General features: G+C 62.5%; 11 protein-coding genes, 1 tRNA gene and 1 pseudogene. 6 read left to right on the forward strand and 7 right to left on the reverse strand.

Translation table 11 applies throughout. The features are described from left to right. Positions 1–427, reverse strand: a 427-nt coding sequence (locus GJ630_RS17915; RefSeq protein ID WP_371727876.1) for a J domain-containing protein, incomplete at its 3' end; no start/stop codon positions are given. A 574-nt stretch (positions 428–1,001) separates the two neighbouring features. Here GJ630_RS17915 and GJ630_RS17920 point away from each other — a divergent pair. Continuing rightward, positions 1,002–4,103, forward strand: a complete 3,102-nt coding sequence (locus GJ630_RS17920; protein WP_050036847.1) for an adenosylcobalamin-dependent ribonucleoside-diphosphate reductase — start codon at positions 1,002–1,004, stop codon at positions 4,101–4,103. 261 nt (positions 4,104–4,364) lie between these two features. After that, positions 4,365–4,796, forward strand: a complete 432-nt coding sequence (locus GJ630_RS17925) for a hypothetical protein (protein WP_154020788.1) — start codon at positions 4,365–4,367, stop codon at positions 4,794–4,796. Positions 4,797–4,857: 61 nt separating this feature from the next. On the opposite strand, the gene GJ630_RS17930 is transcribed toward GJ630_RS17925, so the two are convergent. From GJ630_RS17930 to GJ630_RS17945, 4 genes are all read right to left on the reverse strand, one after another. Continuing rightward, positions 4,858–5,148 carry a hypothetical protein gene (locus GJ630_RS17930; RefSeq protein WP_014040885.1) on the reverse strand — a complete coding sequence of 97 codons (291 nt, stop codon included), beginning with the start codon at positions 5,146–5,148 and terminating at the stop codon, positions 4,858–4,860. A gap of 81 nt (positions 5,149–5,229) precedes the next feature. Continuing rightward, positions 5,230–5,625 carry a PIN domain-containing protein gene (locus GJ630_RS17935; protein ID WP_191450596.1) on the reverse strand — a complete coding sequence of 132 codons (396 nt, stop codon included), beginning with the start codon at positions 5,623–5,625 and terminating at the stop codon, positions 5,230–5,232. Further along, complete coding sequence (locus tag GJ630_RS17940) at positions 5,622–5,867, reverse strand: antitoxin VapB family protein (RefSeq protein ID WP_191450597.1); 246 nt, start codon at positions 5,865–5,867, stop codon at positions 5,622–5,624. Before GJ630_RS17940 ends, GJ630_RS17935 begins: the two co-directional genes overlap by 4 nt. Positions 5,868–6,016: 149 nt before the next feature. Beyond that, a complete protein-coding gene (locus GJ630_RS17945) occupies positions 6,017–7,537 on the reverse strand; it encodes a sulfite oxidase (protein WP_191450599.1) in 1,521 nt (506 codons plus the stop codon). A gap of 105 nt (positions 7,538–7,642) precedes the next feature. Between GJ630_RS17945 and GJ630_RS20430 the strand changes: the two genes are divergently transcribed. Together GJ630_RS20430 and GJ630_RS17950 are read left to right on the forward strand one after the other, a co-directional pair. Then, a complete protein-coding gene (locus GJ630_RS20430; RefSeq protein ID WP_004591539.1) occupies positions 7,643–7,765 on the forward strand; it encodes an HVO_2523 family zinc finger protein in 123 nt (40 codons plus the stop codon). Positions 7,766–7,811: 46 nt separating this feature from the next. Next, positions 7,812–10,391, forward strand: coding sequence for a PAS domain S-box protein (locus GJ630_RS17950; protein ID WP_191450601.1), 2,580 nt, complete (start codon positions 7,812–7,814; stop codon positions 10,389–10,391). Here GJ630_RS17950 and GJ630_RS17955 read toward each other — a convergent pair. Continuing rightward, complete coding sequence (locus tag GJ630_RS17955; RefSeq protein WP_014040888.1) at positions 10,369–11,028, reverse strand: TVP38/TMEM64 family protein; 660 nt, start codon at positions 11,026–11,028, stop codon at positions 10,369–10,371. The two genes, GJ630_RS17950 and GJ630_RS17955, sit on opposite strands and share 23 nt — an antisense overlap. A 51-nt stretch (positions 11,029–11,079) precedes the next feature. On the opposite strand from GJ630_RS17955, the pseudogene GJ630_RS17960 reads away from it, so the two are divergent. Next, positions 11,080–11,468 (forward strand): annotated as a pseudogene (locus tag GJ630_RS17960) (DUF5830 family protein). Positions 11,469–11,597: 129 nt separating this feature from the next. On the opposite strand, the gene GJ630_RS17965 reads toward GJ630_RS17960, so the two are convergent. Next, positions 11,598–12,608 (reverse strand): hypothetical protein, encoded by a 1,011-nt coding sequence (locus tag GJ630_RS17965; protein ID WP_014040890.1) that lies wholly within the window; start codon positions 12,606–12,608, stop codon positions 11,598–11,600. Positions 12,609–12,753: 145 nt separating this feature from the next. Between GJ630_RS17965 and GJ630_RS17970 the strand changes: the two genes are divergently transcribed. Continuing rightward, positions 12,754–12,898: transfer RNA gene (locus GJ630_RS17970), tRNA-Met, on the forward strand. Positions 12,899–13,146 lie beyond the last annotated feature (248 nt).

A 13,146-nucleotide genomic window follows, 5' to 3' on the forward strand; every position in this document is an offset into this window, starting at 1 on the left:
CGAGCCGCTGGTAGGCCTCCGCCGGACTCGGTCCCGACGACTGAACCCGCTGTCGGCGCTGCCGGCCGCCCGCTGCCTGGCGACGCTGTCGCTGCCGTCCCTGGCGACGACGCTGGCCACCCTGCGACGCTCGCGAGCGGCGCGCTCGGCGGCCGTCTCGCGGTGGTTCCCACTCCTCCCGTGGGCCGGCACCGAACCCACCGCGACGGGCGTTCCCCGTGTTCTGTGCCGCCTGTCGCTCGACCCGTTCGTAGAGGCTCGCGGCCATCTTCCCACTGAGGTGGTAGTACATGAAATACGTCGACACGCCGAACATGAGCGCCAGGAAGAGTACCGCGGGATTGATCACGAGGCCCACCGCTGTCAGGACGACTGTCAGGCCTCCAAACACCACTGCGATTCCCTTGGTGAGCCCGTCGTACTGCACGCACACTCCTTCGGTCCACAGACCTGTAAGCGTCCCGCCTCTCGCCTTCCATTCGGTCCGGCCTCGGACTGAATACCGGGCACGTTCCCGGATGGCACAGGGACGAACTGAGCTACCACCACACCATATCGACACCGCATGGACTGACAGGCCTGTTTTGCCAAAACCGCAGTACTGCGGTGCGTCTGACACAGCCTTACTCCCTCCCTACGCACTGTTAGCGAGCGTATATCACCACCCGCAAACCCCCGTCAGTTTCTACTGGATATCTCACTCACGTCTGGTGGTTCACAGGGCCGGGGTTTCACTTTCACTTCGGTCTGGACAGTATTAAGGAGAATCGACGGCATCTATTCCGTTGTACGCGACTATCGTTTCACGCGTCACCAGCACAGTTCGTCGAGCACCGTAGCCACGACTCCGGAGATTGCTACGGCCGCCGCCGAATCGCAGACAAGAAGGATTAAACGCTATCGATGAATACGTATTCGCCGCCAGAAATGACAGGATCACGGGTAGCTACGACGAGGGGTATCGACCGACAGACGGCCGCTGTCGGGAGGAGGAGCGGGCGATGAGTAACAGCGACCTTTCCGCCGACGAGATCACGCTCCCGATCAAACGTACCGACGGTGACACTATCGAAGAGCGACTCACAGGCAACGCCTACCACAACATCCTCCCGGCTCGCTACCTCCGGAAGGACGCCAACGGCGACCTCATCGAGGAACCCGAAGACCTCTTCGACCGTGTCGCAAAGAACATCGCGCTCGCCGAGGCCGTGTTCGAGGCCAACAAGCAGGACGTCGACGTACACGTCTCGCCGGACCAGCTGAAGCCCGACCACCCGCGCCGCGACGAACTCGCCGACGAAGTGTTCGGCAAGGGAACGTCCGTCGACGACGACGTCGAGACCGAGCTCTCTGTCTACAACGTCAACAAATTCGCCTACGAGACGGTCGTCCCGGAACTGCCCGAGGGTGTCCGCGACCACGTCGAATCGACCGCCGACGCATTCCAGGAGCAGATGGAGCAGCTCTCCTTCATGCCGAACTCGCCGACGCTGATGAACGCCGGCGACGAACTCCAGCAGCTCTCCGCCTGTTTCGTCGACTCACCGGCTGACGACATCGACGACATCCACCAGACCGCCAAGGAGGCCGCACAGGTCTTCCAGTCCGGCGGTGGCATGGGCTATGCGTTCTGGAAGCTCCGCCCGTACGGCGACCCCGTCGGCTCGACCGGCGGCATCGCCTCCGGTCCCATCACGTTCATGCGGACCTACGACCAGATGTGCGAGACCATCGCCCAAGGTGGCGCCCGCCGCGGTGCCCAGATGGGCGTCATGCGCGTCTCCCACCCGGACGTCATCCAGTTCATCCACGCCAAGAACAAGGACGTCTCGCTCGCCGAGACGCTGCGCCTGAACGACCCGGACGACTTCACGCACAACTCCTTCGCCGAGGCGCTGGAGGAGGCTCGCGAACTCATCGACGACGACGGAAAGGTGCCAAAGCACCTCCGCAACGCCGTCGAGGGCCACCTCTCGAACTTCAACATCTCCGTCGGCGTCACCGACGACTTCATGGAGGCGCTGAAGGCCGGTGAGGAGTTCACCTTCACCAACCCGCGGACGGGCGAGGCCCACATCGCCACCGAGGAGACGAAGGAACTGTACGACATGTTCGGTCTCGGCGAACACGTCGAGGTCGGTGAGGAACTCTCGATTCCGGCCGAGGAACTCTGGGACGACATCGTCGAGGGCGCTCACGAGAACGGCGAGCCCGGCGTCATCTACCTCGAACGGGTGAACAAGCAGCACTCCTTCGACGTGGAGGAGCACCCCGACCACGAGATTCTCGCCACGAACCCGTGTGGCGAACAGCCCCTCGAAGAGTACGAGGCCTGTAACCTCGGGCACATCAACCTCTCGACGCTGGCCGCCACGGACGCGCCGGACTGGCGCGTCTGGTCGGAGGCCCACGCCGACGAGTACGACTCGACGGAAGCCGCCATCGACGCGTTCCTCGAGGACGCCATCGACTGGGACGAGTTCGACCGCCGCATCGAACTGGGCACCCGCTTCCTCGAAAACGTCGTCACGATGTCGGACTTCCCGGTCGAGAAAATCGAGCAGAAGGTCCGGGAGATGCGCAAGATCGGCCTCGGTATCATGGGCCTCGCCCAGCTGTACATCCAGCTCGGCGTCGCCTACGGGACCGAGGAGGCCAACGAAATCGCCCGCCAAACGATGCGCCACATCAACCACGGGTCCAAGGCTGCGAGCCACGAGCTTGCGACCGAGCGCGGCACCTTCGAGGAGTGGGACAACTCCAAGTACGCGAACCCGACGGACTACCCCGACTGGTTCGAGAAGCAGACCGGCGAGGACGCGGCGGACTGGGAAGACGGCTACCCGATCCGTAACCACAACACCACGACCATCGCCCCGACCGGGACGACTTCGATGATCGGCAACACCACCGGCGGGTGCGAGCCCATCTACAACGTCGCCTACTACAAGAACGTCTCCGACGACGTGCAGGGCGACGAGATGCTCGTGGAGTTCGACGACTACTTCCTCCGCGCGCTGGAGGACAACGACATCGACGTCGAGGCCGTCAAACAGGAGGCCCAGGAGCAGATGGCCAACAACGAGTTCGACGGCGTCGACGGGCTGACGACCGTGCCCGACGCTATCGGAGAGCTGTTCGTCACTACTGGCGACCTCTCGGCGAAGCAGCACGCGGGCATCCAGGTTGCCTGTCAGGAAGGCGTCGACTCCGCTATCTCGAAGACGGTCAACGCCCCGAACGACTCCACGACCGAGGACGCCGCCGAAGTGTTCGAGTACATCTACGACCACGGCGGCAAGGGCGTCACCTACTACCGCGACGGCACCCGCAGCAAGCAGGTGCTGACGACGCGTGCCCAGAACACCGAGTTCTCGGACATGGACGCCGACGAGATCGTCGCCCAGATCGAGGAGGTCTTCGGCGGTATCGAGGGCTTCCTCGAAGACGAAGCCGTGCAGGCGGCTATCGACGACTCCATCGAACAGGTGCTTGGTGTCGCCGACGGGGACGCCGAGTACGCCGAGAAGCAGACTCGGCCGGACGTGCTCCACGGCGTGACCCAGCGCATCGACACCGGCTACGGGAAGCTCTACGTCAACATCAACGAGGACCCCGAAACCGACCGGCCGTTCGAGCTGTTCGCCAACATCGGCAACTCCGGCGGCTTCACCGCCTCCTTCACCGAGGCGCTGGCCAAGACCATCTCGACGGCGCTGCGCTCGGGCGTCGACCCCGAAGAGATCGCCGACGAACTGCAGGGCATCCGGTCGCCGAAGGTCGCCTGGGACAAGGGCGAGCAGATCCAGTCCATCCCGGACGCCATCGGCACGGCCCTGCGTCGCTACCTCGACGGCGACGTCGACAAGGCCTACCCCGACCAGACCACGCTGGAGGAGACTGCCGAGAAGGCCGACGGCGAGACCGCCACGCAGACCCAGACTGACGGCGGTGCGGCCGCCGCCGCATCTGACGCAGGTGGCGACCAGCAGGACATCATCGACGCCGGCGAGAGCCCGGAGTGTCCTGACTGTGGCTCGCTGTCGCTGTACTACTCGGAAGGCTGCAAGACCTGCGAGTCCTGTGGCTGGTCCGAGTGCTGAGTCGGTGACACACGGAGTCGGCTTTCACCGCGATTGACGCCGTTTCTTTTCTAGTAACAGCGTGTCATAGAACTATTCGCAAACCCCGTGTCGGTTATTGATAAATGGTCAATACAGATTACATACTGATTAAATCATCAAAAACTATTGGTTAATATTATCCGCTCTTTCTCAATGGTTCCGGCAAGAGTGTCCACCCGGTATGGGGCCTATATGAGTTGGATCACAAAGTATTCACTCGATAACACTAACCAAACTGTAATGGATTCCTCACGATCGGTCTTTCTGGCAGTACTTGTCCTATGTCTGGTTGGCGCGGGTTGTGTGTCTCCGAATAGTTCTGAGATCAGCACATCAACCGAGTCTTTACGTGAGGATACAACAACCGATGAGCAAACTCCTCAACTAGTGGTAAATAACAGTGCAAAAAAACGAGCACTATCCGCTGAGGAGGATTATATTTTTAATCAGCTACAAAATGCTTCTTGTGCAAGTGGTGCACCTGGAGGGCAAACTGGAACGAAATATGCTGAAATAATAAATGAGACAAATCGTGGAAAGTATGTTGAGGTAAACGTCCCGTATCACTACTCAACGAAAGAATTAGAAGCGGATTACGAATCAAAGGCCCTCTATCTAATTGATGGTGCGAATATAATGAGAGTTAATGGAGATGAGATTACCCCTTGCTGAATAAACATCAGTTATTCTTATCACTCTATGAAATATTTAGTGTCGGTATCCGGTGCGTCCGCTACCGGAATTCCGTGACGTCGTACACACCGGTAATCGTCGTTTCCTCGACAGCCGCCGTGATTTCCGCGCCCTCCTCGGCCGCCGAGTCCGCGACGAGCGTCACCGGCTCGATAGGCTGGCGGCGGAGAAAGGCCGCGATCCGTTCGAGCCACGATGGCTTCCCGCCCTTGCGACAGACGATGACGTAGCGTGAGTCCGCGAGCGACGCCATCTTGGGCTCGAAGTCGTAATCCTCGTGCTCGGCCGGCTCCACGACGTGGATGACCTCGCCGGCAATCGTCTCGTCCATACCCACGATAGCGACTACAGCGGTATGTGCCGCTCGCTTCTGTTGCTGGGACAATTGCCATAGGATGCGTGCAAACAGCGGTCAGTACAGTGCAACCGAAAGGCCATCGACTGTCTCGAAGTCGGTATCGTTGGTCACAACCGGCTCGTTGTGGACGAGCCCCGTCGCTGCAACAATCGCGTCGCCGGGCCCGAGCGTTGGCTTCGAGTCGCTTGTGAGGTGCTCCCCTTCGAGGACGCCCGCCCGGCGAGCGATGTTCTCGTCGAGCGGGACGACCGGTTTGTTGGCGACCAGTGCGTCGTACGCGCGGGCGTTCTCGTTCGGGTCCCCGCCAGCACCGACACTGACGTACAGTTCCTGAATGACCACTGTCGGAATACGCGTGGGCACCCCGTCGGCTTCGAGTTCCGCCGCCTGCTCGACTGCCCCGGGCTCCTCGGCCTGCAAGGAGATGAGAAACTCCGTGTCGAGAATCATTCAGCGTCGAGTTCCAGCCGTTCGAGCCGGTCCTCTCGGTCCGCCGTCGCCTGCTCGTCGGCCTGGTCGAGCAGTGCACGGTGGCGGTCGGCGTCGTCGGCCGAGTAGCCGCCGGCGAAATCCAGCAGCGAGTACTCGCTTGTGAGTCGGTCAATAGCCTCGGAGAACGTCTCTCCGTCCCGCTTGTGAGCTTTAATCCGCTCGTAGACGTCCTCCTCAAGCCGAATGGACTTTGTCCCCATGGGTATACAGTCGTATACAACTCGCTTGAATCTTTTCCTGAACGCCGTCTCACAGGCGACGCCCAGTTGACCGGCACATCACTGCTGTTCTGCGCACATCGGGCCCGTCTGTACAATTGGTTCCGGTCCAGCGTGAGGGAACTCGGAGGCTACGAGTACTGCTTGGAGACCCATCCCGAGGGACCGCTGGGGTAGGAGTCGGTCTCCTCCTCGGGCTGGAGTTCGCCGCGCTGGTCGACCATCCGGACGACGACGGTGTGGCCGCCCGAGGGCAGGTCGTAGGTGTACTCCCACTGTCGCCACGCGTCCTCTGCGGGGCCGTTGCCGTCGGCCGCCGGCAGTTGGTCCGAGAGCGTCGCGTCAGCCCACGTCTCGCCGCCGTCGGTGGAGACTTCGACGCGCTGGACGCCGTGCAGGCCGGCGTAGGCGTGGCCACCGATGCGGCGGCGGCCGTCCGAAAGCGTCGACTCGTGGTGGAGTTTGGCAACCGGATTGACGGGGCCGGTCCCCTGCCAACCGCGTTTCTCCCAGTAGCCGTCGGCCTCCTCGTCGAGAATTTCGATCTCCGAGAGCCACTTGACGTTGACTTCGCCCCAGTGGCCGGGGACCAGTGCTCGGACGGGGTAGCCGTGGCCGCGCGGGAGGACCTTCCCGTTCATGCCGTAGGCGAGCATCCCGCCCCGGAGCGCGTCGATGGGGAACTCCTCGTAGTAGTCGTCCTCAGCCCGGAGCATGACGCATTCACAGCCGCTCTGAACGCCGGCTTCTTTGAGGAGGCTGTCGACGGGAACGCCGGTCCACAGCGCGGTGTCCGTCTTGTAGCCGTTGAGGCGCTCGCCCACGCAACGGAGCGTAACGAACCGGTTTTCGGCATCCATCTCTATGATATCCTCATAGTCGAGCGTGACCTCCTCTTCGACAGCACCGGTGATAGAGAGCGACCAGTCCGCGGCCGAGAGCTCCGGGTCGATGGAGTTGATGTCGACCTCGTAGAAGTTTTCGCTGACCAGCGGGTCGATATCGCCGAGGCCAAGGGAATAGTCTGCCGCGACGGCGAGCTTTTCGTCGACATCGTCAAGGTCCGCTCCCGGCGCATTCAGCACGGGCGCATCGTCACCCGTCGCGACGACCGACCGCTGGTTGCCAGTTGCGTAGCCGACCGTCGCCGCGCCGACGGCCGCGCCGACCGTCGAGAGCGCCCGCCGCCGTTTCGAGGAGATCGGTGACATCGGACCACCGAATCTGTCGAGTGTCTGTGCAAGTCCGACGACGGCGGCGGCGGGAACCGCCGGACCGGCCGCGAGGATGACCTCACCGGTGAGAACGACGCTCACGGCCCAGGTTACGACAGCCGTCCCGACGACCGGGAGGGCGCGGTTGTTCGCCAGTTGGCCGGTGAGTATGGCTGCCCTGGCTGCCAGCGCGATGAACAGCCCCGCGAGTCCGACGGCGAGCAGGAGATTCAGCTGTTGGCCGAGGCTGCCGAGCGTCGAGATAGCGGTCGAGACGACGATACCGGGCATCGACCGCGCGAGCGTCCGCTCGATTGGCGAGGCGATAAATGCGGGCGCGTAGCCGGTCACCGCGTAGGACCCGGCCAGACCCGCGATAGCTGCGGCGACGCTGACCAGCAGCCGACCGCCGGGCGAGTCAAGGAGGTCGTCAGTCATGACTCAATCGAGGGTCTACCTCGCAAAAGGGATTGTTCCAATTTCGTCCGGATTCCGTTCCGAAACTCCGGAAGACACAAGCGAGCGGAGCTGTTCTACGAAATCATGGACGAGCAGCCCGGGGGTCGGCCCTGCCCACTCTGTGAACGGGCAATGTACCACCGACACTGCAAGTACGTCTGTCCGGAGCACGGCGTCGTATATGACTGCGCTGACACGTTCTACTGACGATACGCTCGCGGGTTTAATATCTTGGAACAACGAAAGAAGTGATATGAGTGGCCACGGGGGAGAGATTTCGGTGCTGCACGTCGACGACGACCCCGACCTTGGCGATCTCGTTGCGGTCCATCTGGAGCAAACTCACAATGATATCTCCGTCTGTACCGTGCGAAGCGCGGCAGATGGGTTACAGCGGTTGTCCGAGCGTACGTTCGACTGTGTCGTCAGCGATCACGACATGCCGGGCATGGACGGACTCGAATTCCTGAAGGTCGTCCGCGAGGAGTACGAGGAGCTACCCTTTATTCTCTTTACTGGCAAAGGAAACGAGGAAATCGCGAGTGATGCCATCTCCGCTGGCGTCACCGAATACCTCCAGAAAGGAGTCGGGACGGACCAGTACACCGTCCTTGCCAACCGTATCGAGCGGGCTGTCGGGGAACGGCGGGCCAAGGCCGCGCTCGAAGAGTCCGAGCGGATGCTGTCGACGCTCATCTCGAACCTGCCGGGAATGGTGTATCGCGCACGGAACGTGCCCGATTGGCCGATGGAGTTCGTCAGCGACGGTGCGACGGAGTTAGTCGGCTACAGTTCGGAGGCGCTTGAGAGCGGCGACGTCTCCTGGGGGACGCTGATCAAAGAATCCGAGACGGAGCGTCTCTGGGAGACGGTCCAGACTTGTATCGCCGCCGACGAACCGTTCGAAGTCTCCTACCAGATCGAGACGGCCGACGGTGAGACCCGCTGGATGTGGGAGCGCGGGCGCGTCGTCGGCACTGACGACGACGGGGTCGAAATCCTCGAAGGGTTCATCACTGACGTAACCGCGCGCGAGGAGCGCGAGCGCGAACTCGCGAATCAGCGGGCATTTACCGAGAAGCTCATCGACTCCGTCGACGATATGTTCTACGTTGTCGGTCCCGATGGCAGTCTGGTCCGATGGAACGACACCGTCCCGTCGGTGACCGGCTACACAAACGAGAAGCTAGCGTCGATGGGCATTGGGGAACTCATCGTGGATTCCGACCACGAGAAATTATGGCGAGTGTTCGAGGAGACGCTGGAGACCGGATACGGAACCGTTGAAGCAGGTGTCGAGACGGCTGACGGCAGGGCGCTCCAGTACGAATTCAAGGGCTCGCTCATCGAAGACGAGCGCGGCGACCTGTTCGGGATTGCCGGTATCGGCCGGGATATTACGGAACGGAAACGCCGGGAACGGGAGCTCAGGGAGTACCGGACGCTGGTCGAAAACGTCGGGGACCCGATGTACGTCCTCGATACTGACGGGACAGTAGAGATGGTAAACGAGGCGATGGCCGCCCATCTGGGGTACGACCGCTCGGAAATCGTCGGCTCGGAACCAGTCCGTTTCATGCCCGAGACGGATGTCGAAAGAGCGACAGCACTCATCTGTGACCTGCTCGACGACGACGAGCGGACGTGGGGGGCCTACGAGATGCGGACGATATCCGCTGACGGGACAGTCCGGATCAACGAGGACAGGATCGCACCGCTGTTCGACGAGGACAGGAACTTCGACGGCTCGGTCGGCGTGATGCGCGAGACGACGGAGCGCAAGCAACGCGAACGGGAACTCGAACGCTACGAGACGATCATCGAGGCCGTCGGCGACCCGGTGTACACCCTCGACGACGAGGGTGTGTTCACCTACGTGAACGAGGCGATAGAGCAACTGACGGGGTTCGAACCGGACGAGCTGATCGGCGAGCACATCTCGACGATCATGACCGGCGAGGACATCAACCGCGGAAGCGAGCTCATCCGGACCATCCTGTCTGACCCGACCCGACAGAACGTGACCTTCGAAACGGATATTGTCGACCAGACCGGGAATCACACGCCTATCGAGATCCATATCGCGTTGCTTCCAGCCGCGGACGGGGAGTTCAACGGCACAGCGGGCGTCATCCGCGATATCAGCGACCGGAAAGACAGGGAGCGACAGCTTGCGGAGTTCGCGTCTGTCGTCAGCCACGACCTGCGAAACCCGCTGAACGTGGTCAAAGGGCGAATATCGGTCGCTCGGACGTCGGGCGACGTCTCGCACCTCGAAGCGGCAGAGTCCGCGGCCGATCGGATGGACGAACTCATAAACGACCTGTTGACGCTCGCCAGACAGGGCGATACGGTCGGCGAGACGACGATGGTCGACCTCGCTGCTCTCGCGAGCCAGGCCTGGATCGATGTCGAAACCGGCGAAGCCACGCTCGAAAAACACGGGACAGCGGCGGTCGAAGCCGACGCGGCACGGCTTCGCACGGTGTTCGAGAACCTGTTCCGGAACAGCGTAGAACACGGCTCCACGAGCAGTCGGACGGAGTCCGACGACAGTGTGGAACACGGACGTTGTGCAGACGGCGCAGCCCCGGTCACTGTCTCCGTCGGAACAACGGACGACGGATTTTACGTCGCCGACGACGGCGTGGGAATCCCACCGGAAGAGCGAGATGACGTGTTCGAGCGCGGCTACACCACGAGCGACACCGGGACCGGGTTCGGGCTGGCAATCGTCGTTGAGGTCGCACAGGCCCACGGCTGGTCTGTGTCGGTGACCGAAAGCGAGGACGGCGGCGCGCGGTTCGAGTTCACGACGAGTTCGGAGCGCTGACATGGCGGTAAGCCGGGCCGGCGAGTACCAGCACAGCCAGTGCCGCGGAGAACAACAGGACGTGCGGGAGCGCGTCGACACTGAGCCCCGTGAGCGTCAGCGACCGCAGCGACGCGCCCGCGGTGACCTCGACCGCGACCCACGGAATCTCGCCGAGGAACGTCCCGACCGCAAAGGAGCGCGGCGAGACGCGGGCGAACCCGGCTCCATAAGAGACGGGGTCCGCAGGCACCGGTGAGAGCCGTGCCGCGAGCACCCCCCGCGTCTCGCCGGTCACCTCGATAATCCGGCGGCCTGAGTCCCCCAGCCAGCCGAACATCCCGCCCTGTTCGCCGGCCCGGAGCGCGAACCGGTAGGGGATGAGGCAGGTGACGAGTGCGCCCATCAGTGCGACCGGGAAGCCGTATTTGACGCCGAGGACGAACCCGACGAACGCGGACAGCGGCATCGTCGGCCACGCGAAGAACGGGCGAACTAGGTACAGCCCGACGATGACGCCCGCGAGGTAGACAGGGTGGTCGGCGAGATGCGTCGTCTGGGCTACCACCCGCTCGGGGGTGAGCAGCGTTGTCGCGACGGCGACGACTACCACCAGCCCGGCAGTCCCGACCAGTTGTCGCTTCGCGAGGCGGTCCATCTACCCAATTGAGCGGTAGCAATCGACAAACGCTTTGTGGTATCTTTTAGGTTGTTCGGGGTTGAATCGGCGATTGTGTCCGAGAGGCGTGATCCGGTCGAACTCGGCGTCGAACTGCTCGCCCATCTGGAACACGGGGAGCTGTCCGTCGCCGACGCGCTCGACCGTATCGAGACAGTGACGACCAACCCACAGGTCCAGCGCGAGATACTCGATACTGCAGTGATGCGTGGCCTCATCGAGCGCGAGAACGGCGTCGTCCGCCCGCGGTCACAGGGGTCGTACGTGAACTTCGACAGCGACGTGGTCGTCCGCGAGGGGGAGTTCTCGTGTCAGCGCTGTGGCGCAGCTATCAGTACGGGCACTTCGTCCAGTTCGACGGCGGCGAACTGGGACCGTTCGGGTCGACGTGTATTCGGAAAGTGTTAGGGCGGGAGTAGCGGGGGGCGCGAGCGAAGCGAGCGGCCCTCGGAATTACGAGCGGCGAACGAAGTGAGCCGCGAGTAGCGAAGTCGTGGACGGAGTGAGCGCCCCTCGTTGTGAAGGACAGGCAGTCAAAAACAGACCGTTCAGCGGCCCTGGCGGAGTTCCTTGATGAGCTGTTTGATGGTGCGCTCCTGCTTCTGGAGCTGTTCGTTCTGGGCCTCGACAGCGGCGGTCAGTTCGGCGACCTGTGCTTCGAGTTCAGCGATATCGGGGTCTGCCGAGGTGTCCGGCTCGACCGAGTCGGTGTCTACGCTGGTTACGTCACTGGATTGGGTATCCGTCGTGGCTTCGGCGGTGGTTCCCTGCTCGGTGGTCGCTGCAGTCGTGGCCTGTGTCCCGGCGCTCGCAGATTCAGCTTCGGAGCCGTCACCGCCCTCCTCGTCGTTGCTCACGAGCGGGTCGATACCGGATTCGAGGCCGAGACCGTTGCCGGATTCGTCAGCATTCTTCTCGGGGTCGGCCCCGACCTTGGCGTTGAGGTCGGCAAGCGAATCAACTTCGTGGTACGCGAAGAGAGCCTCTTCGAGTGTTTTCCGGACCATCGGTGCCTGCTCGGACGGGGCCTTGATGCGCTCTGGCCGCTCGTTGAACGAGAGCACGACAGCCGTGGCGACGCTGCCCTCCTCGAACTCCAGACCGGTCACGTCGTCGAAGGAGAACGCCTCGTAGTCGGCGTCCCAGGTGACGTTGCCGATGTGCTTGAGTAGCTGGCGGTCGGTGACGACCAGCGTCAGTTCGCTGAACCGGAACACGCCGGCGAGACTCTCGTCTGGGGCGATACCGCCCGAGACGGTGAGCTTCCCTTCGAGCAGCCGTTCGAGGACGGCATCGCCGCGGCTGCCGGGAACGGATAGTTCGAGCTTCTCACTGGTGTAGATGAGCGAGAACTTGGTCTTGCGGCGGCCTTCCGAAACCGTGAGCCGTTCGAAGTCGTGCGGATAGCTGGCGACCTTCTCGTCGCTGAGAAGGCCCTCACCGCGGTAGACGAGCGTCCGGGTCGGTGTGAAACAGGCCGCGTCTTCGTCGCCGAGGTTGACACCGCCCCGGATCTCCTCGTCCCCGAGTTCCTGCTGGACGAGGTCTGGTATCTCCATACTGCCTGCATACCTGCGTGGTGGCTTAAATCCGCGGGTCGATTATCAGCGCCGATCAGGCGGACAAAGCGTGGGACTGTGCCACAGTCCCGGCAGAGATGAGAACCTTCAAGACGGCTAACGGCCAACGGCTGAATGCACCCGCGCCCGGGTGGCTTAGCTGGACATAGCGCCGCACTCATAGGGTCTTTCGACTCATGCGGCAGTGCACCCGTCATGACCCCGGGGCGCTCGTCACGCCCCAGACCTGGGCCATGCGGAGATCGAGGGTTCGGAGCCCTCCCCGGGCACTACTCTGAAACTTTACATATCCATCGGCAGAACCGGCATAGAGACGCCTCGCTGACCGGTCAACGCGTCGATGAATTATATAACGCAATAGATAGTTCTCCAGATACTCCAGCGGAAACGGTGGGGTGTCTGTCATGAGCGGGCGCTCGACCTCCGGTGACCCGCTTGATGGCACCGTCCAGTCCATCACCGAGCGTCCGGAACTGGACGATACCGGTGAAAGCGAACGACGTCCACCTGACGACGA

The sequence above is a fragment of the Haloarcula sp. CBA1122 genome (assembly GCF_009741785.1).
GTDB classification, from domain to species: Archaea; Halobacteriota; Halobacteria; order Halobacteriales; family Haloarculaceae; genus Haloarcula; species Haloarcula hispanica.